Origin of the sequence: Paenibacillus haidiansis, from assembly GCF_036553665.1 — a bacterium.
GTDB lineage: Bacteria > Bacillota > Bacilli > Paenibacillales > Paenibacillaceae > Fontibacillus > Fontibacillus haidiansis.
Genome location: NZ_JAZHPZ010000023.1, coordinates 20,658 through 42,775, shown reverse-complemented (window position 1 = coordinate 42,775; position 22,118 = coordinate 20,658). Strand labels below are relative to the sequence as shown.

Here is a 22,118-nt window from a genome sequence, read left to right as displayed (position 1 = left end):
TCCGGGAAGTCTCGTTTACTTCGGTTTTTACTTTTTGGCTCAGTATTGATTGTCGGTTATCGTATTATACTTTACGGGCGTAAAATAAATCATTGAAGGCGTGTATAAATCAAGATTTAAAACGTCGGCTTTATAAGGACCAGCTTCCGCTTTGAACCGGCCCTGACTATCGAAGGTAACATCGATATCTTCAAGCTGTTTGGGAACCGTACCCGCCGCTTGAATCTTTAGCATATAGCTTTGACCCGCAAATTCGCTGAATTTCCCCTCTACCACCAGCGTACCATCAGCGTGAAACTCAGCATATATACTTCGATCTACAAGTTCAGCGGGTTTAACGTATATTTGTCTCGTCGGCATTTCAGGCAGCGAAGACTCTGGGGTTGGACTAGCCGGACGGCCGCGCAATTCGCTCAAAGTTTGCTGCAAATGTTGGAGAATTTGCAGTGCTTCGGCCCGAGTGATCTTCTTGGACCCTTGGAACCCTATGAGGGATAATTCATTCACACCCAGCATATAATTTTTGGCCAATACATAGGTAATCGCATTTGACCCGTCGATATTCATGCCGTCTGCTGCCGACACAATTTCCGCTACCTGCTGGCGAGTAACGGGAAGATTACGATTTGCTTCATTATTGATCCCAAGCAGCGGATAATTTCGCGCTTTGGCGATGAAATAAGCTCCATCGGCCCAATGGTTAAGCTTGACCGGATTGTAGGCTTGGATGTTGACGTTATAAGTTCTGAGCAGCATCGTCCAAAATTGCGCCTCGCTGACAGAGTCGTCCGGATGAAACAAACCGTCATCGGCAGGGGCGATAATCCCTGTACGAAGCCCCCATTCGATACTGTCTTGTAGAGGGTGGCCGGTAATATCGGAAGGCCGCTCTGCCGTGCCGCTGTATACTTTGATTTTCCATTTTGAATATACTTTGATTGCAATCCGCGTCGATTGATTGTCAACGGTTGCCGTAACGGTGTAATCGCCGGCCTTTAGGGCGGTAAGCACTCCAGTTGACGAGATCTGCAAGCCTGTCGGGTCAGTGATGGTGTAGAGGATTCCACCGTCTATTGTCCTGGATGTACCATCGCTATATTTACCTTGAAAATTCAATTGGGTCTGTTCGCCTTCGTTAAGCGTTATTTCGCCGAAATCAGGCAGCAGCCGGGTTGTGGTTTGCCCTTTTCCGGTGGTGAAAGACCAAGTCTTGGTTTGAAGCCCCGGCGTATTATTGGTTTGATACTTCAATGTTACCGTGTATGTATGATATCCTTTCAGGACGGACTTGGGGAATAAGAACAGGGTGTTATCGGAATACAGTTCTTCAAAGTAGGGAACTTCGGTGCCGTTTTCATCCTTAATTACCGCTTGATGTGAGGTCATTTCACCTTCGGTTGAGGCGGATAAAATATACCCCGAATAATCGGCATGAAACTGATCCAGCGGGTTTGGATATTCATTGCCGTAAAAACCAACGGGTACTTCGGTTTGTCCATCATAAGGGTACACGGAAATGCCGCCCGAAATCGGAGATGAAGTGGAACCTACGGCATCCAGCACCGCCGTTCCGTCAACCAAGCCGATTCCGATTTCATCATAACTGGGGCTCAGGATTATATCGCGATGGTAGGCGGTATCAAGCCAGCTTTGAATGGCATCGGTACTGTTTGTTTGCTGAAAACTCATAACTTCACCGAAGCCGAAAAACCGGCTCTCGGATATATAGCCGGCAGCCTCTATCCGTTCTTTGGCGGATCCTCCCGTAAAACCCGGGGTTCCCGCCAGCTCCGAATGGTAGTTGACATTCAGCCCCTTATTTAAATTGTAATAGGCAGCATGAGCTTCAGCAGCTTTGGAAATCGCTGCGTTTAACCTCACCGGAAGGACCCCGACTTTGCCACGTATTTCATTGAGGTAATCCAAGGCCTCCAATTGGTCGTCCGTAAAACCGGAGGTATTGGCGCTCTTTGCATAGGCTGACGGAGTTGTGTTAAGAAAAGCTCCAGCCACTAAAGTAAAACAGAGTAACCAAGCGGTCGCATAGGTCATACCTCTTACGGTCTTTGTATGATCGAAAAGGTAATTCTTCATTTTCTTGAAAATCATATAAATACCCTCCTTTATTAGTGAATTCGATAACAATCTTGCCGATTCCTGTTGAAAAAAAGGAATATTGGATTGTCCGGGTTCGGTTGTTATTTCGCCGGGGGTATGCTAAAATAATAGTGCTGTTTTGTATCATATATGATGATGTATAACGAACATAGATTTTGAAGTGTTCTCACTTAGGAGGTGGATTGGGTGAATATCTTTTTGGAAGTATTGCTTATTATTTTCTCCATCGGTCTGATTGCGGTAGTTCTGCTGCAGAAAGGGAAGAGCGCGGGTCTTTCCGGTGCCATCTCCGGGGGTGCGGAACATCTTTTCGGCAAGACGAAGGCGCGGGGGATGGAACTCGTTCTGGAACGGGTGACCGTCGGCTTGGCCGTCGGATTCTTTATTCTTTCGATCGTCGTTGCGATCGTGCAAAGTTAATCCATTTTGACAAATGAACAACCTGAAATAGGGCAGTGCTGGAATGACTCCGGCGCTGTCCTTTTTTTGTTTTCCGACATTTCCAGAAAAAGTGATGTAAGATATTGTCTCCCAAGCGCAAAAATATTACAATTTTGGTATAAACATCACCTCCCGGCAAATCCTTTGCGGCATTTGCTGAAAAAGAAAGAAAAGGAGCGAAAAACATGTACAAGCTGGTGGAGACGGTTGAAGAAGAATTGATGTTTAACAAGATCTGGACGGAAGCCTGGCTGGAGCAGGGATTCGAACTTGAATTTTCCGAGGAGGCTGTGGGGCGTTGCCTTGTTTTCGATGAGGCCGAGATGCCGGTAGCGACGGTGGAAATGAAGCCTTATACTCCGGAGATGACCGGGCTGAACCGGCTTGCACCGTTCAATGAGCATCCGGCGATCCTCGCCGATCCGTGGCGGACGGTGGAAGTGGACAAGGTGGCGCTGCATAAGGAGCATCGTGGCAAAAATCTGGACCGCCTGCTGGCGACCATCGTATTGTTCGCCGAAGAGAGGAACATTCGCAATTATGTAACCCTATTGGAACCGGTACTGTTCCGGGCGCTGAAAATATCTTTTCACGTGCCGATGTCGCGGGTGGGCGAGCGGTTCTTCTATAAGGGAGCCGATGTGATTCCGGCGATCATTCATGCGGCCGAGTTTTATGAGCATAAGGAAAGCTATGAATGGTTCATGGAAACGACCAAGGCCAAAGGGGCGCATTTGCCGATTTTATAAGTTTTTTATGAAGATACATATTATTCACGAAAAAAGGGGTGTCCCCGCTCCAGGTTACTGGCCGGGAACACCCTCCATTTATTTAGGGACAAATGATGGTTAAGCTTTGTCCTGCGCTCCCGCCGTCTTGGAGAGCGTCAAGATCAAGTTATCCAGGTCCTCGTAATGCTGAATAATCTCGTGAATTTTGCCGTCCTGGGCTTCGATGCCCGCCAATATTTCCTCCGCCGCGCTCATATTGTGCTCCGTGCCTTCGGCGACTGACAGAATCTCCGCCATAATCCGGGCGTAATTCTCCTTCATTTGCTTGACGGAAGCGTCGAGATGATCCGATTGCCGGCTGACGGAGACGGCGTTGCCTCCGACTCTCTCCACAATCTCATGCACCTCTTTGGCTTCCTCCTTGCCGATATCGACCGCTTCGCGCCCCACTGTAATTTGTTCCGCGACATTGTTGATTTTGCCGATGACGTCGGCAAGAATATGGTTGATCCGCTCGGTGGACTGCCGGGAGCTTTCCGCCAGCTTGCGAATCTCCGTGGAGACAACGGCAAACCCTTTGCCGTGTTCGCCGGCATGGGCCGCTTCGATCGCCGCGTTCATGGCGAGCAGGTTCGTCTGGTTGGATATGCTTTGAATCGTATCGACGATCTGGCTGATCTCCTGATTCTGATCGCTTAACTGCTTCATCTGGGTCACCGTGGCGGTGATCACCGACTGCAGGTTGCCGATTTGCTCGGACAGCGAAGTCATCCGTCTTCCCGCGGCTTCCGTGTTCAGGAGCATTTCCTGCGACAGCTGCTGCAATTCCGAAGAGCTGCCCGCGGTGCTCTCCACGATCCGGCTGACGGTCTGCACGGATTCGGAGGTTTCCTGCAGGCCGTGGGTTTGACGTTCCATCGTCGAGGAGACGCTGCCGAACGTTGCGGTGATCTCCTTGGAGATGGAGCCGGTGACGTTGACATTGTCTCGAAGCTGGGTGCTGAGGCGGTTCAGTACCTCGAGCGAAGCCTGCAAACCGGCGAGTATCTCGTCGCCCCGCTGTTTGGCGGCTTCGGTATCCCGCTGCTTGTCCAGCACAGTCTTCTGGAGCTTCTCGCTGAAGCGGGCGGCGAATGCCAGCGCCACGGTAGTGAAGCACAAGAAGAGCAGCAGGTAGCTCAGCGGCTCCCGGGAGAACATTTTATCATGGTAGAAAGGGGTAAAGTAAAAGTATGTAGTAATTACGAGGCCGAGAACGCCGGCAAGGACGATCGGCTTATAGTTGGAATAAAGGGTCATTAACGCAATATTGACGTAAACGAGCAGGTAAGTGCCGACGATCGGCTCCGGGTCCTGATAAATCAGCAGAAACGTCAGCAGCGCTGCGATGGTGGGAATCACGAACATCACATATTGGGTGCCCTTGTTGGAATACGTCATATAAGTGGCGATCGAACAGCAGACCCCGCCGACAAGGAGCAGCGTAACCAGCATGGCGGTGCCGACTCCGATCATCAAGTCGGTCACTACCCCTAACGCGACCATGATCCAGATGATTTTGACAAACAATTTGTTGCGCCTTTGTAAGATGCTAAGATTGTCCATATAAACTCCCTCTAGTAATTTTGGATTTATCTTATCATTATTTCGGTTTTTTGTGAGGAAAATTTTAGGATATCAAGTATTCCAATTTAAAAACTCGTGTTTTCAAAATCGAGGGAAACGGATGCCGAGGGTTGATTTCGTGTATACTAGGGTATATAGATGAGGGGTAATTCATGGAAATTATCTTACACAAATAATATTTGCCGGTGGACAGGCCGGCCGAGGTGAGCAAATGATAACAGAAACAGAGCTGCTCGCATTCATGCGGGAGACGGCTTACAAGCCAATGACATACCAGGAGCTGGAGGAGCATTTTCATATTACGGATGCCGCCGGGTTCAAAGAATTCCTGAAGCTGCTGAACCGTTTGGAGCAGGAGGGCCAAATTATTTTGACGCGCACGAACCGTTACGGAATGCCGGAACGGATGGACTTGGTGCGCGGCCGTCTGCAGGCGCATGCCAAAGGCTTCGCCTTCCTGATTCCCGATGACCGGGAGCATCCGGATGTATATATTCACGCAAACGATCTGAAGAGCGCGATGAACGGGGATACGGTACTCGTACGCGTCAGCTCGAAAAGCCCCGGGGGCGGCAAGCTGGAAGGCGAGGTCGTGCGGATCGTCAGCCGGGCGGTGACCCAGGTGGTCGGCCTTTTTCAGCACCACGAGTCTTACGGGTTCGTTATTCCGGACGACAAACGGATCAACCGGGATATTTTCGTGCCGCAGGGGGCTTTTGGCGGCGCGGTTGACGGGGAGAAGGTCGTCGCCCGGATCGTCAGCTATCCGGAAGGCCGCTCGGCGGCGGAAGGCGAGATCATCGAGATCCTTGGGCATAAGGACGACCCGGGGGTCGATATTTTGTCGATCATCCGCAAACATCAACTGCCGGAGGCTTTCCCCGAGGATGTGATGGCCGAAGCGCAGGAAGCTCCGGAGGTAATCGACGAAGCGGAGATTGCCAAGCAAGGGCGGCGTGATCTGCGCAGCAAGACGATCGTGACGATCGACGGCGAAGACGCCAAAGACCTGGACGACGCGGTCAACGTGGAGCGGTTGCCGAACGGGCATATTCAGCTCGGGGTACATATCGCGGACGTTGGCTATTATGTACGCGAGAATTCGAAGCTGGATCAGGAAGCGTACAACCGCGGCTGCAGCGTGTACCTGGTCGACCGCGTGATCCCGATGCTGCCGCACCGGCTGTCCAACGGGATCTGCTCGCTCAATCCGAAGGTGGACCGGTTTACGCTGTCCTGCGAGATGGAATTCGATGAGCATATGAAGGTCGTAAAGCATGATGTATTTACGAGCGTGATCCGGACGACGGAGCGCATGACGTATACGAATGTGCGAAAAATTTTGCAGGAGGAAGACCCCGAAGTTACGGCGCGTTACAGCCACCTGGTCGAGACGTTCCAGCTCATGAAGGAGCTGGCGCTTAAACTGCGGGCGAACCGGATGCGGCGCGGGGCGGTCGATTTCGATTTTGAGGAATCGAAGGTGATCGTAGACGAGAACGGCAAGCCGGTCGACATCGTCAAGCGCGAGCGGTCGATCGCGGAACAGATTATCGAGGAATTTATGCTTGCGGCGAACGAGACGGTGGCGGAGCATTTCCACTGGCTGAAGGTACCGTTTATTTACCGGATCCACGAGGACCCCGATCAGGAGAAATTGATGAATTTCATGGCCTTCGTCGCCAATTTCGGCTATGTGGTCAAAGGCGGAAAGAGCAACAAGGTGCATCCGCGCGCGCTGCAAACGCTGCTGGAGGATATCCAGGGGACGAAGGAGCAGACGGTGATCAGCACGATGATGCTGCGGTCGATGAAGCAGGCGAAATACGACGCCGAGAGCACCGGGCATTTCGGTCTGGCGGCGGAATTCTACACGCACTTCACATCGCCGATCCGCCGTTATCCCGACCTGGTGATCCACCGGATCATCCGTGAGGTGATCGAGCACGGCGGGACGCTGCCGGAGGACCGGCAGGAGTATCTGGCCAGCCGGATGCAAGAGATCGCGCAACAGTCGTCTGAGCGGGAGCGGGTCGCCGTGGACGCGGAGCGCGATACGGAACAGCTCAAGAAGGCGGAGTTCATGCTGGATAAGGTCGGGGAAGAGTTCCCCGGCATGATCAGCAGCGTGACGAGCTTCGGGATGTTCATCGAGCTTGAGAACACGGTGGAAGGACTGATCCGTCTCAGTGCGATGACGGACGATTATTACCACTTCCATGAGCAGCATATGGCGCTGATCGGCGAGCGTACGTCGAAGATTTACCGCATCGGCGATGAGGTAAAGATCCGCGTAGCCCGCGTGAACATGGACGACCATACGATTGATTTCGAGATGGTCGACATGAAGCCGCGCCGCCGGGATAACGGGAATGGCGGCGGATTTGAAGGCGCCGCCGGCGGGCGCGGCGGCGGTAAACGAACCGCCAAAGCCGGCGGCAAAGGCGGCAAGGCGGGACGCGCCGGCAAGGCCGGCAAAGGCGGCGCGGCCGCAGCCCGTGGCGGAGCACACGGGCCTGGTGAAGCCGCAGCGCCCGGCGCAGCGGCGGCGGGCCGCGGCAAGCGCAGCAAGCGAAGCGTCGCGGGCGGCACCGGCCGAAGCGACACGGCCCCGGGGGGCGGCGAAGCCGCACCGGCCGCCGTGAGCTTCGGGTTCGGCTCCGGCAAGGGCGGCTACACCGCCTCCGGGCCGGCCGGGTTCAGCCGCGACTCCGGGAGCTACCGCCCCGGAGAAGGCGGCAAGTCCGGCTCGCGGCGGAAGAAGACGTCCGCGAGCGGGATCTTCATCGGCGGCGGCAGCGCCGATGAGGGCGCCGCGCCGTCCCCGCGCAAGAAGCGGGGCGGCAAGGGCAAAAGCAACAACGGCACGGCCGCGTTCGTGCGCAAGAAGAAAAAATAGCCACTGCCGCACTTTTAAAGTCTGCGGCATGCCAAGCAGGCCGGGGAACCGTCAATGTTGACGGTCCCCGGCCTGTTTTTATCTTTCGTAATTGTGCGCTTATTGCGGACAAATCATCCGAATGTCCATCTGAAAGGTGGACACTAGGACAATTTACTGTCGCAGCAATTAATATCGATATGTGGTTGATAAATCAAAAGATCCATCAATATATTGGTTATTTGGACAGACAGGGACAATATCTCTCTCACAGAAACGTGTCCACTCTTTGAAAGACATTCTTTTAAATTGTCTATGGCACAAGGACGATCCGCCGTGTGACAGGTTAAGACATATCTTGTGATACATGAACATACAGGGCGACTTTACTCTTTCCCGCATATCCCATAGAAAAACATGTGCACCATGCCCTCAAGGAACTTTTCCCGGTCGGGGGTTTGGGCGGCCATGGCGAGGATGGCTTGGTATTGGTTCATATAGAGCTGGATGAAGGCCAGCACGTTCTCCACGGGCATGTCCGGGGAGATTTCGCCGCTGGCTTTGCCTTCCTCGATGATGCGGGTTACCAGCGGGGCCGTATATTCCCGGTACACTTTTTCGATATAGGCGGCCAGCTCGGGATCCTCTTCGACAAGGTCTTTGATGGTGCCGGGAGGAAGGTCGCTGTAGGCTTCTTTTTCGAGAAAAATAATGTACTCGATCTTCTCCTTCAACGTATGGTGACCATCCATGAACTCGATGAATTCGGCAATCGCTTTATCGATGTAGCCGATGAACACTTCCCGCATCAGCGCTTCCTTGCTTCCGAAATAGTTGTAGATCGTGACTTGCGAGACTTTGGCCATCTTGGAGATATCGGCAATCCGAATACGCTTCGGGTCCGATGTCCGCAGCATGTCCAACGTGGTCCGCATAATTTTATCTTTGATCCGCTGGGCCCTCTTCTCAAAACCGTTCCTGGTATCGTTCACTTTTACCTCCTGAAAATAATTTATGAAATGAATTAATAAATATATTTCATAAAATCATTGACGCATGTATAGCTCAGGTATATTATAACATATGAAATAAATCGATCTGAATATTTCATTTCTTCAATTTTTGGAGGGAGAGCGCTGTATGCTGACCGTGGAGCATTTGACGAAGACGTTTCCGGGCGGGAAAGGAATTTTTGATGTTTCGTTTTCGGTAAAGCAAGGGGAGGTATTCGGATTTCTGGGGCCGAACGGAGCGGGGAAATCGACTACGATCCGTCATATTATGGGCTTTATGAAGCCGGACCAAGGCGTGGTGAAGATCGGCGGGCTCGACACTTGGAAGGAGCAGGGCAAGGTGCAGTCCATGGTCGGGTACCTGCCGGGGGAGATCGCTTTTTTTGACGGGATGACGGGAAAATCGTTCCTCGATTTCATGGCCAAGATGCAGGGGGTCAAAGAACCTTCGAAGCGGAACCATCTGATCGAACTTCTCCAATTCGACGTCGATACGCCCATCCGGAAAATGTCTAAAGGCATGAAGCAAAAGGTCGGGATCGTCGCGGCATTCATGCACGAGCCCGCGGTCATTATTTTGGATGAGCCGACCTCCGGGTTGGATCCGCTGATGCAGAAGGTTTTCATAGAAATCGTACTCGCGGAAAAAGCCCGTGGCACCACGTTCCTTATGTCCTCGCACAGCTTTCCGGAAATCGAACGGACCTGCGACCGGGCGGCGATTATCAAGGACGGCAGGATCATTGCGGTCAAAAATATTCACGAGCTGCAATCGATGCAGCGGAAGCTGTTTGAAGTGACTTTTGGGGATGTAAGCGAGATGCGGGCGTTTATAAACACTTCCGGTTTGCAGGTAGAGCCCGTGGCGCAGGATAGCGGCAGCGGGCCCCGGGTCCGGGTGGCCGTTCAAGGCAATTACGACCGCTTCGTGTCGGAAACGGCCAAATACCGGGTAAGCAATATCGATATTTCTACACAGAACCTCGAGGATATATTCATGAATTATTATGACCGGGAGGGGACGGCCTAATGAATGCGATTCTGTTCAAGCAAATGATGAAAGTGAATATGAAGACGTTCATGAATTACGCGTTCGGGTCCGCTTTTTACACGCTGATAATGTTCTGGATTTACCCCAGTATCGGCAAAAATGTCGCGGAAATCGACGCCCTGGTTGCAGCCATGCCGGAAGGGATTATGCGGGCTTTTTCGTTAAGCGGGTTCGGGTCGGCGGAGGCCTTCATCTCAGGGGAATATTATGGGCTGATTCTGGTTCTTCTGCTCGCCATCGTCATTGTGCAGTTGTCCACGCAGCTTGTGGCCAAACTGGTCGATCAGGGCTCCATGGCTTATTTGCTGTCCACTCCGACGACAAGAACGAAGGTCGCTTTGACGCAGGCCGTTGTACTGGTAGCGGGGTTATTCATGATCATGGCCGTGACGGCGCTGGCGGGCTTTGCGGGTAATGCCTGGTTTTTGCGTGGGGAATACGAGTTTAATACCGCACGTTTCATTGAAATAAATGCGGCGGCGTTTCTGCTGTTTTTTGCGGTTGGGGGAATTACGTTTCTGGTGTCCTCGGTGTCTAATGACGAAAAGAGGGCGCTCGGCATCTCCGGCTTCATCACTTTTGGCTTTTTCAGTCTGGACCTGATCGGCAAGTTTAGCGATAAGATCGAATGGATGCGGGATATTTCGTTCTTTTCCTTATATAGACCGGGTGAAATCATTGAGGGAACGGTCAATTTAGGGTTGAGCTTTACGATTCTGGCGGCGATCGGACTGGTGACGTTCGCACTTGCGGTGTTTTTGTTCCGGAGGCGGGATCTGCCCCTGTAAGTCGGGGGCTTTTCTTGATTTTGGCCTGTAGAGTTGATACAATTAATGTCTGGCATGCATATGTGTGTTGACCAGATTGAAGAGCGATTAGCTTAAAGGATGAGGGGGATGAACATGGCGAAGAAAAATGACGGCAAAGTGCTGGCCCAGAACAAAAAAGCTTCCCATGACTATTTCATCGAGGATACCTACGAGGCGGGCATGGTGCTCACCGGGACCGAGATCAAATCGATCCGCAACGCCCGGGTGAATATCGGCGACGCATTTGCGACGATCCGTAACGGGGAGATCCACATCCATAACATGCATATCAGCCCGTTCGAGCAGGGCAACCGGTACAATCCGACCGACCCGACCCGGACGCGGAAGCTGCTGATGCACAAAGCGCAAATCAACAAGCTGCTTGGCCTGTCCAAGCAGGAAGGCTACTCCATCGTGCCGCTCAAGATCTACATCAAGAACGGCTACGCCAAGCTGCTCCTTGGCCTCGGCAAAGGGAAGAAGCAGTACGACAAACGCGACGCCGCCGCCAAGCGCGACGCTCAGCGCGATATTCAGCGCGTGCTGCGGGAGAAGCAGAAGATCGCCAGATAATCATTTAAATACAAAAACCGGGAGCGCCTGTGGTATCGGGCTCCCGGTTTTTATTATTACATTGTGGTTGGCGGCTTATTCGGGTCGTTCTCCGCTTCAAATTTGGTTCTGAACCGATTCTCCTCCTGATTCTCAGCCGGAGGAAGATGGTCCGTATTCATTACCGGATTAGGGTCCGAGTCCGGAGTGGTACCGGAGTTCCCCCCTTCCGCTGCTTGGCCCTTGCGGCCCTTCTTCTTGAACAGCTTGCCGATCCATAGCAAAGGCGCCAAAAGAATGATCCAGAATTTCTTGGCGATTAAAGCGATGATGGCGATAAGGCCCGTCTTTTTGGCCACGGCAAGGCCGGCGCCCCCCAGAATGAGTCCCGTCAGACCCATGGAGGACTTCTTGTCCGTGGAAGGGTCGAAATCGGTATATGTATTGCCCGGAGTTACGGACAGACCGGGAAGCAGTTCCTGCGAAAACGTAATCCGGTCGGCTTCCAGATTGTCCGGAGTGGAAACCAGAATGGCCGATATGTATCCTACGCGGGTAAGAACACGCACATTGTAATTGATAAGCTGGTTCCCGTCGTTATCATGAAGGAGCAGAGCCCAGGTCAGGCTACGCATGGATTCATCGTAGGCGGGCTCTTGAAACCATCCGTCCACATACAATTGATTGTATTCCGGAAGCTGTTTGTTGGCTTCCTCCTGCCCTCTTTCGTAGCTCTTGAGCAGTTCATCGGCATCGATGTCCGACTTTTCGTTATCTTCGATATGACCGGATTCGGCATATTCAAAATATACACTCCATATGGCATCCTCATCCGCCGGCTCCACATATCCGATTTCATCATAGGAAGGGAGGTCCTCGAAGCTTTCAATGAAAGCAATCGTGTCATCCTTGTCCAAGAAGAAATAATTTTGCGGCAGCGTCAGCTCCGCGATGTCCGTAAGCTTAACCTTCTGTCCGGAGCCTTCGATCCAATTCAGATCGGGTTCCGTTACTGCTTCCGCGGCTGCGCTGAAAGGCATAGCGAGTATGCTCGTCAGGATGAGGCAGGAAAGCAGAAACCTCTTAATTTTTGTCCTCTTGTTGCTAAATTTCATGATTAACCCCCATTATTTGTGTTTTATTCCAAGGTATAATTGGAACTTTACGATCTTACCATGATCATTCCATATAATGAAGGAAGAAAAATACAAATTTCGATATTATTCTTGTTTTCCTTGACTTTGCCTTCTTGTGAAATCTTGCTTTTCGGTCGGTTCATTGCTACAATTATTTCTACCGCTTGGCACGACTGCCATGTAATCACCAGGCAAATGACGTGTTATTTGTGGTATACTAATGAATGTAAAAGAAACATCAGAGCATCCGTGCTCAGCCGTTTAACCCGGAAACACCTTTTTAATAAGGGGGCGTTTTTGGATTCGACGGGGGTAGATCGAGCATGGGTAGCGGGTAGTGGGGACGCGTCCGCTTTATCAACGCTAAAGCCAATTAAACGGCAAACAAAACAACAACTTAGCTTTCGCAGCTTAATAACCTGCGTGCTAGCTCTATCTCTGCATCGCCCATGTGCCGGGAATAGGGCCCAACTTTAGTGGGATACGCCGTCTGGTCTCCGCCTGGGGTCAACGGAAGAAGATAATCAGGCTGACCCAAAGCGTAGCCGGTTACGGGGCGACGCTCGGGTGACATCAAAACTGTGACTACACCCGTAGAAGCCTATGTGGCGTTGCCTTCGGACAGGGGTTCGACTCCCCTCGCCTCCATACTGAAAACCCGCTCACTGAGCGGGTTTTTTCCTTTCTAGATGCAATTTTGTAGACCGTTGGTAGACATCAGACTTTTTGGTGCCTAAGAATAATCTGACCCTGTAGACATTTTGTCTACAAGGAATTAGGAATTACTCTGAACAAAACTTTGAATAACTACGTGGATATAAATAATAGTAATGATTTAATATCACTCTCAAGCTTCTGTAATATCATATTGATAAAATTCACTTAGGCTTCTAATAAATTCCTTGTAATCCTCTTGGTGGTTAGTTGAAGTAAATAAAGTTTTTATTCCATTTGCTTCTTTGTAACCTTCAAAGTTTTCAAAATCATTATTTAGAAACTTAAGTAGTTCGTCGAAGACGAAACGGAGCGATGTGTATTTTTCATAAACTGAATTTGGTATATTCCAGAGTAAGGATTCTAAGCCGAATGAAGAGATACTCGTAGGGACTTGATATCCTGATTCCTTCATTAAACTCTTCATTTTTTTCATTATACGTACATGTCTTTTGTATTTATGGTTTGTCTCAGAGTTCTTCCGTTTTCCATTTTTAATATGTTGTTCTGGGAAATTGATTATCTTCCCGCCTGAATCAGGCCGGATCTCTATGCCTCCAACATAATTATTTGCATCATAAGTATAGTCCCCTCGATAGTCTCTGTGTCGATATGCTGGCACAACATCAGAGTCAACTCGGTAGCTATTTCCATGTACCTTAATAGATTTATCATTCCGTTCAATACCTTCATTATTGAATTTAGTCTTTAAGGCCCTTTCAACTTCATCTTTTAATCCTTCAACAGTAAAAGTCCCTTCAGAAAACCCATATTTTTCTCCAGTGACGTTGGCTCTATATTGTGGTATAAATGTTGATTCTAATATTACAGCTACATCTACGTCACTTTGAGTACGTACATTTGTATTATTAGCATATGAGCCTTGAACAAGTAAAAATAACTTTCGACCACTGTTGGCGGCATTCAACTCTAATGCATAAGCTGTAGTTTCTCCTTCATATTTATAAATCTCCTTGTTATTATCTGAGTAGCCAATTAACTTCATCGCGTCTCTTATCATACGTATTGCATTTTTACAGCGCTCTTCTTCTGATTCACTAAGGGGGGATGCAAACGCTTGCAACTGTCTCTCTGTAAATTTCATATGTTCCTCCTAATGGTAATAATTTTGCCTATCTCATTATTTTTTTGTTTACACGTTGCAACTCAATTGTCCCGATTGTCTTTCTTAGAGTCCAGTAATTACCTGACAATTTCAAGTTCGGTCCAGAATGTATTTCCAGTTTGGCTGTTCCTTCGTGCCAAGGATTATTTTCTAGTGTAATTGCATTTGCTTTGCTGCTATATGAATAACAGAGTTCTTGAGTCTCTGTATCTCCATCAGTTTTTATTCCTGCTATGTAACTTTTACTCACCATTTTTGAGGTGTGGATTTCCACACTTATTGAGATAAAACTTTGCCTAATGAATGCTGTTATTTCAATTGGGGGGACCTGTTCTCCAGTTTTGGGGTCAATCCAATTGGATTGGAGTTCTCCCTTCCATGTACCATGAAGATTAGGCACAAGGACAATTACAGGATTAAGCAAGGGTATCCAATGAAGTTTCCAAATCCATTTCTTAAACGCAAAATGAAAGAAAAGTGTAAGTAAAGTAGCAGAAGAGATACTCCTAAACACTTCATTAAGTGAAATACTGTTAAAATCCACCCCAGATAATAGAAACAGCAAACAGAATATTGTAATTCCTACTGTAACTAAGACTCTTGTGTAATTATCTTGATTATAAAGCATATTTATCTCTCCTAATAAACGTAATCCTCTAGCAAAGATGCTTACCTCATCAATTTGAATAATAAGGTATTATATTATCTTGATATATTCGACTAATTACTACAAATTACCTGCTTAAAGTGATAATGCCGTTTCAATAATCAGGAATTCCAATTCTTTTTTATCTATGCATACTTTTTGGTCATTTTAATTTTCTCCTTCTTTGGTGATCTGTAAGGAGGGAAAGAAAAACGAGAATATTTCGCCCGTGATACTTAATCTATACTGAACTTCGGATTCTTATATAGTTGCTGAGACCCGACTAAGGGAATCATCGCAGAGATTTAGAGTTTACATTCGCTCCGTGAAGATTTAATAGAGGAATAACATAGATCCTTATTAATCCTGCTAAGTATTCAAAATAGTTTCTTGAAAAATAACCCCTCCTACGGTAAGATCAGCAACAATTTACCTGAGGAGGGACTACTGTGAATAATGAACCTTTACCAGATTGGTTGAAACCTGCTCTGGATCAACGCTTTATAGATTTAGCTAGGATCGCAAGTAAACTTGAAGAGGTTGCCCTATTACGCCAGAAACAATCTGAGATTGAAAGGCAACTTAAACGTCAGCTTCTGTATACACAATATAAACTGTTTTTAGAGTGGGAAGAAGCTTTGAATTTCCGCCATGCTGTTGAAAAAGAGTGGATTTATTATGCAGGGCTAAAGGATGGGATTCAGTTAATGCACGTTCTTCAAGCATCTAATAGTTAAGAAACAAATGAGCGGGACGAGGCGTGCAAGCGCCTGATCCCGCTCATTTTATTGGATTTGCGTCATTTCTTTTTTCGTACTCTATCTCGATAAGTTTGAAGAAGGAAGATGGTTTAATCTTAAGTCCTTTACAGAGATCAAATATTTTGGATACAGAAGGTTCATTTTTACCAACTTCAATCATGGAAATATAAGACCGATCAACTCCGCACTCACCAGCGAGATCTTCCTGGCTGAGCCCTCTCTTAATGCGTAAGCTTTTAATAGTTCGTCCAATGATATGCTTTATAATGGATTGTTCTGACAAGGAAAATTCCCCTTTCACATCCATTAAAAGCGATGGTATAATAATGCTACAGATAACATATTCAACAAAAAGTAAAATATTAACAATTATTTGCATTTGTTTTCTTCTCATTCCAAGCCCCAATTCTCTTCATTTCTATCAAAATTGGTTGAAAATAGGGGTTTCCAATGGTAAGGTTGGATCAGGTGGAGATTCTTCACAAAGAGCGTGCATTCTTGCTATATTACCACTTACTTGGGTTTCAATGCCTACAAATACCTATGGAATCCTTCGAAAACCATCATTTTAATTAGTCTGTTTCAAGTAATCTTTCTTACATAACTTTTTGTCTGATATTTTTAAGTACATATGACATTGGGAAATTTGAAGAGTTCTCGGCGGAGAAAGAATATACTGACTGGGGAGTAGTGGTCAAAAATATTCTGAGCAGAACGACATTGATTATTGCAGCATGAGTAACCTCCTAGGAGTCCCTCTTTCTCCACCTAATTTAGGATTTGGCTCTCGGGGTAGCACTCGCCGCCTTGACAATAAATCTCTGGAGGTATTTTAGTATGTTGAGTAACTTTGCATCGGGTTCAGTTCAGAAGAGAGTGGCCTTAGCACTCAGCGCAGTACTTATAGGATCTACATTTACATATGGGACCTCTGTTTCAGCAGCTCAGTCATCCTTGGAAGCAAATGTAGTTTTAGAGGGTAAGGTTCAGTCTTTCGACCAACCTGCTGTTGTTAAGAATGGTGCTATACTAGTGCCTCTCAAGGCAATCTTTGAAAAGTTAGGTGCGACAGTAATTTGGGATCAATCCACCCAGACAGCTGTTGCAACAAAAGGGTCTAGAACGATTAAGATCACTGTGGGTAGTCCAACAGCCTACATCAACGGCAAGGTTACAAAGCTTTCCGCCAAAGCAGAATCTATTAACGGTAGAGTGTTAGTGCCACTTCGCTTTGTTAGTGAAGCCTTAGGAGCTTCAGTCAGCTGGAACGCTTCGACCTTGACTGCATCTATAGAGAGCCCTCTAGAGGAGAACACCTTAATAGGGGCCACAACAATATCCTCATCTATTAACACAGGCTCCGCTGTTAGCAACCCAACGAAAGGAACCAGGGTCGGAGACATCACGGTTCGTTACGGCAGACATACTTATGCATCAGCCAACCAAAAAGAGTATGATGCGGTAATGAAGAAAGTAGATGAAGCCCTTGCGGGGTATAACGAGAGTCAGTTTGGTGGGAAGTACAATGCTCAGTTTCTGCGGTATCTTGAAGGAGAGCGCAAAACTAGTTTTGCAAAGGGCACTGACGATTATTTAGGTTTACATCTAGCAGAAGGGGCTATAGCGGAGCTTGTCGAGGATGGAGTTCCTAGAGATCTCATCATCAAAGCAAGTATAGTTGGTGAAGTCGGGACAAAGTTAATTCAAGGAAATTCAGATCCTGAGGCGGGCGGAAAGTCTGCTTATGATACATTATATGAGGCATCAGGAGATTGTGACGCTAACGCACAAGTGTACTCAGCTGTATTTGACGCAATGGGGTTCAACACTGCAATTATGGCAAGTACGGGTCATGCTAACGTAATGGTTCAAATCAATGGAGATTGGTGGGACTTTGTTTCTGGACACTTTGCTAAAGTAGATCTGAAATTTGCCTTTGGCAAAGGATTCCACATGCTATCTCAACCAACCACTGGCCCTATAATTCGAAAGCTGGACTACAAATAATTTTAGGTTAGCTTGATAGAACAGTAGTTGGTGATGAATTTCATGCTCGGGTTTTATTATTATTTCTGGGGGTAATCATTATGTTGGGGATTGATTTTTCTAGATCTATTAAGAAAAAAGTAACCTTGGCACTCGGTGCAGTACTTATAGGATCGGCCTTTACATACGGGAGTTCTGTTTCAGCGGCTCAGTCGACTAAAGCAATCTTGGAGGCAAAAGTAAACATCAACGGTTCGCTTCAGTCCTTTGATCAGCCTGCCATCGTTAAGAATGGAGCGACTTTAGTTCCACTGAAAGCAATCTTTGAAGCACTCGGAGCATCCGTCAAATGGGATCAAAACACTCAGACCGCAGTTGCTGAGAAGGACGCAACGATTATCAAGATAACTGTTGGTAGCTCGACTGCTTATATTAACGGCAGTGAGGTAAAGCTCAGTGCAAAAGCCGAGTCGATCAATGGAAGGGTCTTAGTGCCGTTAAGATTTGTAAGCGAAGCCTTAGGGGCTAGTATAAAGTGGGATTCGACTAATCTGGTAGCTGAGATTACAAGTTCCTCTGGGGGTAACGCATCCCAAGCTTCTGAGACAGGCAAACCAGTCCAAGTAGCTTCCGCGAGTGTGATCGCTAAGCCTACAGCGACTGCAAAAATTGGCGACATCACGGTTCGTTACGGAAGGCATACTTATGCATCGGCCAACCAAAAAGAGTATGATGCGGTAATGAAGAAAGTAGAGGAAGCCCTTGCGGGGTATAACGAGAGTCAGTTTGGTGGGAAGTTTAATAATCAATTTTTACGGTATCTTGAAGGAGAGCGAAAAACTAGCTTTGCAAAGGGCACTGACGATTATTTAGGTTTGCATCTAGCAGAAGGGGCTATAGCGGAGCTTGTCGAGGCCGGAGTTCCTAGAGATCTCATCATCAAAGCAAGTATTACAGGAGATATTGCTATTGGCCTTGTCCAAGGGAAGTCAAAACTAGATGCTGGTGGGAAGTCTGCTTACGATACATTGTACGAGTTCATAGGGGATTGTGATGCCGATGCACAGGTTCACTCAGCCGTTTTTGACTCGATGGGGTTCAATACCGCAATCATGGCAGGTAAAAATCACGCCAACGTAATGGTTCAAATCAATGGAGATTGGTGGGGTTTTGTAGCTGGAAACTTCGCTAAAGTAGATATGAAGTTTGCCTTTGGCAAAGGATTCCACATGCTGTCCCAACCAACCACCGGTCCTATAATTCGTAAGCTGGATTACAAATAATTTCATGACTGTACAGTGGATCAAAAAGACACAGTAACAACGTACGAACAAAATAAGCTTAACACTAAAGAGGTAGCTCATTAAATTGAGTCTACCTCTTTTTTCTATTGGATCTTCTTTGTCTTGCAGCTGGGGTAATGTTGCAAGAGATCGCGGTCCTTTTAGCACTCATTTCATCAGATGAATTGGAGATAAGAGGCCGTAGAATTAAGCCCCCACTGTAGCTTGAAAATTACTGATCTAATTCATCGGATCTTCTTGAGCTTAGAAAAGGAGGAGTTAACTTAGCTTAGCCTGTATATTTAACCTCCTGTATCTGCTAGGTTGCTAAAATCTCTGCATTTTACATGAAAAGGGTCAATTTTTCAGGACTTGCTCCTACTCATCGGCCTCTAATTATTCGGATTATTGCTTCTTAAATGAGGTAAAATCTGCCGGAGTTTTTTTGGCCATTTTATGTCTTTCATTAGGGGTTAAGAGTCTATTGAATGTCGGATAGAGGTAAAGGTTGGGTTTGGACTATTAATTTCTGCGCTACTGGTAAAATTGGGGATTCTCAGAGCACTCCGTGTTTGATAGAATTAAATCAGGATTACCGGATAATGTCGTAACCCTTATTGTGGGGTTGCAGAACTGTGTGGAGGAGAACGAAATTATGTTGCAACTTGTTAAGAATCAGCGAACTCACGAAACAGAAGTACCTGAACTTCCGGAGAGAATTTCTGCCCTCTGGAGTGTCGAACTGCTCTATGGAAAACACCCTGCTTTCAGCACTAGTACATATTGTGTAAAGCTTACGACGAAGCTGGAGGGAAATGCTTCAAAATGCTACTTGGTTATTGACCTTCGAGATAGATTTGAAGAATTTCTTCGTGAGTTAAATATATTCGGGGTAATGGAGAAAGCCGACTTTCACAAGGTAATCGATTATGTAACTCAGCTAAAGATTAAGGGCGTCTTTCGGCGAGTAGCGAACCTACTCGATGTTATCGAAGGGACTGCTGAAAACTCCGAGGGTTACGAGTTGTTTGATGTGGTATCTGAGGCGATAATTAACGATCTCGATTCATACCCGACGATCTCTAGCGATCAGTATAAGCATGGCTCCAGTGCTGGGGTAATTCTGGACACGGAGCAGTACATTACGAAGTATGGAGAAAATGCTGTTGGTATCACGACTGAAGCACTTATTGAAATCTTAGAACTGGAAAGCAGCAGCACCAGGAATGTTCGACTTACGGAGATTACCCGATCTTGGAAGGAGCTTGGTCTTCTGCTTAAGCTCAGCAAGCAGTCCCGATTGCAAGAGCCGGTTAAGCCTTGGATTAGCTCGAAGGATGTTAAGAGGTTCTACATTTTAAAAATTGATGCTATTGCGCAAGAGTAGTTTCTTAGGGGTATCTATGGGGACTTCGAAGAAACCGGTATCAGTAATAAGTTATGTTGGTGGTAAAAGTCAGTTAGTCCCCAATATCGTGCCGATCATCGAGTTTGCTGCTAGGGAGTACGGTCTGTCGGACTATTATGAGTTATGCGGTGGCGGCGCGAGAATGCTGCTAAATTTACCACCTAACCTGTTTGAACGCCGAGTATATAACGATATGGACAGGGGTTTATGCAATTTGTTCGCCTGCTTGGGCGACAAGAATTATCTTTATGAACTTATGGCCTTGCTCGAAGAGCAAGGCGTTGGCGAAGATGTATTCCTAAAAGCTAAGCATGCTCGAGAGTATGAAGCACGAATGCTGTTAAATGGCTCCGACTTTGAGCTGGATCGTGTGACCTCTGCGGCTTATGCCTATATTGTAACTCAGCAGAGTCGGGCCGCCATGATGACAAAGTTTGATATGTCTCGGGTAACTGATAAGGGCAGGCTTCAATCTTACTTTAAGAGGGTCAGGAATATTGACCGCAACTACAGCATATTTTCTGGAGTAGAGATTACGTGTGGCGATGTATTCGAGTGGCTAGATTTGTTGAGGGGGAAAAACAATGGTTTCGTTTATCTTGATCCTCCCTACATACCCGATAGTAGTATGGTTTTAACGGAGCACTATGGGGGAAACTCCTGGTTGGTGGCTGATCATGAAAGATTGGTTGATAAACTGCTTGATATAGGTGATATAAAGGTAGCTCTTTCCGGTTACAATAATGAGTGTTACTCTCGTCTTGAAAATGCTGGCTGGAGGAAGCTCTATTTGAAGGAAGTTCACGTTTCTAGCTCGGCAGTTGGGCGTAAAAACACGGAGTTTCTGTGGATCAGCTTCAGCTTGCCTAAGTCACTAGAGGAACAGGTTTGTATGATAGACTACACTGCTTGGTAAATGGATGTGGTTTCAATGCCTTTACGGTGGCATTAATTATTGTTCTAATGCCACTAATGCCATCAGTGCCACTCAATGCCTAAGATATTGAGCCTTCTGCACTAACTATTGCAGAAGGCTTTTTTTGTTTGCATCGTTCTTATATTTTTGCTTATTTTGGGCGACTAAAGTCGTTTTCTTATGAGGGTTATATAATCTACCACCGTTCTGTTGATCCATTTTATATGTGGTGGGAAATAATTAAATTGGTGGGGTGGATGGTGGAGTGGCGAAAAATCGCAGATTTATTCATGACCGGACAGGTTTAGTTCTGGAGTTGGAGAGCAGCAAAGAACACGATGTTGTAAATGCGGGAAGTTTACGGGTAGCTCATGCAATTGTGAGGGACAAGGGGATTTTGGCGACTGACTCTGGTGAGCACTACACTTATCCTACCGACAAGTATGAGGGTAGATTTGATGAGGTTGGTGATTTTAATTTGAGAGTACATGGGACCGAAAATTGGGCTATCGTATATGACCACACTTCAAGTGAATTTATCTTTGGGACTGGGCTACGCTGCGTGCGAGGGCGGTCGATTAGTTTTAGGGGTGAGTATAAGGACCTGACCCCTTCTGTAACCTTGGGAAGGCGGGTTATTTCCTTAGTTTTGTTTGAGGAGGGCTTAAATGTGCTGCTGGCTGTGGGGGAGAAGCAGGTTGCTATGATCCGTATTATTGATAAAGATGAAGCTCCTTTCGCCGTTGCTAATTTATATTTGCATGTATATTTGAAATATCAGTACGATCCTTGGTTATTGCCTAGACTCAAGGATTGGATCTTGAATAGGTACTATGAGTAAAGCAGTAACTGAGGCCTCGGGTTTGTACAAACAGTACCGGGGTCTTTTTTTGTTTAAGTTAGCACTGCCATGCAGAAAACTT

The 22,118-nt window shown here is 47.3% G+C and carries 19 protein-coding genes and 1 other RNA gene; 13 read left to right on the top strand and 7 right to left on the bottom strand.

Annotated features, from left to right (window positions below; genetic code table 11):
- Positions 1-39: 39 nt before the first annotated feature.
- Positions 40-2,109 (bottom strand): CAP domain-containing protein, encoded by a 2,070-nt coding sequence (locus tag V3851_RS25430; protein WP_331849235.1) that lies wholly within the window; start codon positions 2,107-2,109, stop codon positions 40-42.
- A 195-nt stretch (positions 2,110-2,304) separates the two neighbouring features.
- Between V3851_RS25430 and secG the strand changes: the two genes are divergently transcribed.
- A complete protein-coding gene (gene secG / locus V3851_RS25425; protein WP_331849234.1) occupies positions 2,305-2,538 on the top strand; it encodes a preprotein translocase subunit SecG in 234 nt (77 codons plus the stop codon).
- A 206-nt stretch (positions 2,539-2,744) separates the two neighbouring features.
- A complete protein-coding gene (locus tag V3851_RS25420) occupies positions 2,745-3,308 on the top strand; it encodes a hypothetical protein (RefSeq protein ID WP_331849233.1) in 564 nt (187 codons plus the stop codon).
- A 99-nt stretch (positions 3,309-3,407) separates the two neighbouring features.
- Here the strand turns inward: V3851_RS25420 and V3851_RS25415 are convergent, their stop codons facing one another.
- Complete coding sequence (locus V3851_RS25415; RefSeq protein WP_331849232.1) at positions 3,408-4,895, bottom strand: methyl-accepting chemotaxis protein; 1,488 nt, start codon at positions 4,893-4,895, stop codon at positions 3,408-3,410.
- A 232-nt stretch (positions 4,896-5,127) separates the two neighbouring features.
- On the opposite strand from V3851_RS25415, the gene rnr reads away from it, so the two are divergent.
- Positions 5,128-7,815 carry a ribonuclease R gene (gene rnr / locus V3851_RS25410; RefSeq protein ID WP_331849231.1) on the top strand — a complete coding sequence of 896 codons (2,688 nt, stop codon included), beginning with the start codon at positions 5,128-5,130 and terminating at the stop codon, positions 7,813-7,815.
- Positions 7,816-8,180: 365 nt separating this feature from the next.
- Here the strand turns inward: rnr and V3851_RS25405 are convergent, their stop codons facing one another.
- Positions 8,181-8,786 (bottom strand): TetR/AcrR family transcriptional regulator, encoded by a 606-nt coding sequence (locus tag V3851_RS25405; protein ID WP_331849230.1) that lies wholly within the window; start codon positions 8,784-8,786, stop codon positions 8,181-8,183.
- Positions 8,787-8,934: 148 nt separating this feature from the next.
- Here V3851_RS25405 and V3851_RS25400 point away from each other — a divergent pair, with 148 nt between their 5' ends.
- The 3 genes from V3851_RS25400 (at position 8,935) to smpB (ending at position 11,240) form a co-directional block, all read left to right on the top strand.
- Complete coding sequence (locus V3851_RS25400; protein ID WP_331849229.1) at positions 8,935-9,837, top strand: ABC transporter ATP-binding protein; 903 nt, start codon at positions 8,935-8,937, stop codon at positions 9,835-9,837.
- Positions 9,837-10,646, top strand: coding sequence for an ABC transporter permease subunit (locus tag V3851_RS25395; protein WP_331849228.1), 810 nt, complete (start codon positions 9,837-9,839; stop codon positions 10,644-10,646). The genes V3851_RS25400 and V3851_RS25395 overlap by 1 nt, the downstream gene beginning before the upstream one ends.
- Before the next feature lie 114 nt (positions 10,647-10,760).
- A complete protein-coding gene (gene smpB, locus V3851_RS25390) occupies positions 10,761-11,240 on the top strand; it encodes an SsrA-binding protein SmpB (protein ID WP_331849227.1) in 480 nt (159 codons plus the stop codon).
- Positions 11,241-11,296: 56 nt separating this feature from the next.
- Here smpB and V3851_RS25385 read toward each other — a convergent pair whose 3' ends face one another.
- The gene (locus tag V3851_RS25385; RefSeq protein WP_331849226.1) at positions 11,297-12,259 is read right to left on the bottom strand and encodes a DUF2167 domain-containing protein; all 963 of its coding nucleotides are present in this window, start codon (positions 12,257-12,259) and stop codon (positions 11,297-11,299) included.
- A 383-nt stretch (positions 12,260-12,642) separates the two neighbouring features.
- On the opposite strand from V3851_RS25385, the gene ssrA reads away from it, so the two are divergent.
- Positions 12,643-13,006, top strand: a transfer-messenger RNA (tmRNA) gene (ssrA, locus tag V3851_RS25380).
- A 196-nt stretch (positions 13,007-13,202) separates the two neighbouring features.
- Here ssrA and V3851_RS25375 read toward each other — a convergent pair.
- Both V3851_RS25375 and V3851_RS25370 read right to left on the bottom strand, forming a co-directional pair.
- Positions 13,203-14,174 carry a nucleotidyltransferase domain-containing protein gene (locus V3851_RS25375; protein ID WP_331849225.1) on the bottom strand — a complete coding sequence of 324 codons (972 nt, stop codon included), beginning with the start codon at positions 14,172-14,174 and terminating at the stop codon, positions 13,203-13,205.
- Between the two features lie 28 nt (positions 14,175-14,202).
- Positions 14,203-14,823, bottom strand: coding sequence for a Cap15 family cyclic dinucleotide receptor domain-containing protein (locus tag V3851_RS25370; protein ID WP_331849224.1), 621 nt, complete (start codon positions 14,821-14,823; stop codon positions 14,203-14,205).
- A gap of 467 nt (positions 14,824-15,290) precedes the next feature.
- Between V3851_RS25370 and V3851_RS25365 the strand changes: the two genes are divergently transcribed.
- Positions 15,291-15,578 (top strand): hypothetical protein, encoded by a 288-nt coding sequence (locus tag V3851_RS25365; protein ID WP_331849223.1) that lies wholly within the window; start codon positions 15,291-15,293, stop codon positions 15,576-15,578.
- A 43-nt stretch (positions 15,579-15,621) separates the two neighbouring features.
- Here V3851_RS25365 and V3851_RS25360 read toward each other — a convergent pair whose 3' ends face one another.
- Positions 15,622-15,996, bottom strand: coding sequence for a helix-turn-helix domain-containing protein (locus tag V3851_RS25360; RefSeq protein ID WP_331849222.1), 375 nt, complete (start codon positions 15,994-15,996; stop codon positions 15,622-15,624).
- Positions 15,997-16,439: 443 nt separating this feature from the next.
- Here V3851_RS25360 and V3851_RS25355 point away from each other — a divergent pair, with 443 nt between their 5' ends.
- The 5 genes from V3851_RS25355 to V3851_RS25335 all read left to right on the top strand — a co-directional run bounded on the left by V3851_RS25355 (position 16,440) and on the right by V3851_RS25335 (position 22,036).
- Positions 16,440-17,609 carry a copper amine oxidase N-terminal domain-containing protein gene (locus V3851_RS25355; RefSeq protein WP_331849221.1) on the top strand — a complete coding sequence of 390 codons (1,170 nt, stop codon included), beginning with the start codon at positions 16,440-16,442 and terminating at the stop codon, positions 17,607-17,609.
- Positions 17,610-17,689: 80 nt separating this feature from the next.
- Positions 17,690-18,871, top strand: a complete 1,182-nt coding sequence (locus V3851_RS25350; protein WP_331849220.1) for a copper amine oxidase N-terminal domain-containing protein — start codon at positions 17,690-17,692, stop codon at positions 18,869-18,871.
- A gap of 655 nt (positions 18,872-19,526) precedes the next feature.
- On the top strand, positions 19,527-20,258 hold the full coding sequence (locus V3851_RS25345; protein WP_331849219.1) for a hypothetical protein: 732 nt from the start codon (positions 19,527-19,529) through the stop codon (positions 20,256-20,258).
- 16 nt (positions 20,259-20,274) lie between these two features.
- Positions 20,275-21,195, top strand: coding sequence for a DNA adenine methylase (locus tag V3851_RS25340; protein WP_331849218.1), 921 nt, complete (start codon positions 20,275-20,277; stop codon positions 21,193-21,195).
- 265 nt (positions 21,196-21,460) lie between these two features.
- A complete protein-coding gene (locus V3851_RS25335; protein WP_331849217.1) occupies positions 21,461-22,036 on the top strand; it encodes a hypothetical protein in 576 nt (191 codons plus the stop codon).
- The last annotated feature ends 82 nt before the right edge of the window (positions 22,037-22,118 follow it).

Excerpts from the sequence above, each read along its gene's own strand:
- V3851_RS25430 (WP_331849235.1), bottom strand. The coding sequence starts at position 2,109 with ATGATTTTCAAGAAAATGAAGAATTACCTTTTCGATCATACAAAGACC.
- V3851_RS25420 (WP_331849233.1), top strand. The coding sequence starts at position 2,745 with ATGTACAAGCTGGTGGAGACGGTTGAAGAAGAATTGATGTTTAACAAG.
- V3851_RS25415 (WP_331849232.1), bottom strand. The coding sequence starts at position 4,895 with ATGGACAATCTTAGCATCTTACAAAGGCGCAACAAATTGTTTGTCAAA.
- rnr (WP_331849231.1), top strand. The coding sequence starts at position 5,128 with ATGATAACAGAAACAGAGCTGCTCGCATTCATGCGGGAGACGGCTTAC.
- V3851_RS25400 (WP_331849229.1), top strand. The coding sequence starts at position 8,935 with ATGCTGACCGTGGAGCATTTGACGAAGACGTTTCCGGGCGGGAAAGGA.
- V3851_RS25395 (WP_331849228.1), top strand. The coding sequence starts at position 9,837 with ATGAATGCGATTCTGTTCAAGCAAATGATGAAAGTGAATATGAAGACG.
- smpB (WP_331849227.1), top strand. The coding sequence starts at position 10,761 with ATGGCGAAGAAAAATGACGGCAAAGTGCTGGCCCAGAACAAAAAAGCT.
- V3851_RS25385 (WP_331849226.1), bottom strand. The coding sequence starts at position 12,259 with ATGCCTTTCAGCGCAGCCGCGGAAGCAGTAACGGAACCCGATCTGAAT.
- V3851_RS25375 (WP_331849225.1), bottom strand. The coding sequence starts at position 14,174 with ATGAAATTTACAGAGAGACAGTTGCAAGCGTTTGCATCCCCCCTTAGT.
- V3851_RS25370 (WP_331849224.1), bottom strand. The coding sequence starts at position 14,823 with ATGCTTTATAATCAAGATAATTACACAAGAGTCTTAGTTACAGTAGGA.
- V3851_RS25360 (WP_331849222.1), bottom strand. The coding sequence starts at position 15,996 with ATGAGAAGAAAACAAATGCAAATAATTGTTAATATTTTACTTTTTGTT.
- V3851_RS25355 (WP_331849221.1), top strand. The coding sequence starts at position 16,440 with ATGTTGAGTAACTTTGCATCGGGTTCAGTTCAGAAGAGAGTGGCCTTA.
- V3851_RS25350 (WP_331849220.1), top strand. The coding sequence starts at position 17,690 with ATGTTGGGGATTGATTTTTCTAGATCTATTAAGAAAAAAGTAACCTTG.
- V3851_RS25345 (WP_331849219.1), top strand. The coding sequence starts at position 19,527 with ATGTTGCAACTTGTTAAGAATCAGCGAACTCACGAAACAGAAGTACCT.
- V3851_RS25340 (WP_331849218.1), top strand. The coding sequence starts at position 20,275 with ATGGGGACTTCGAAGAAACCGGTATCAGTAATAAGTTATGTTGGTGGT.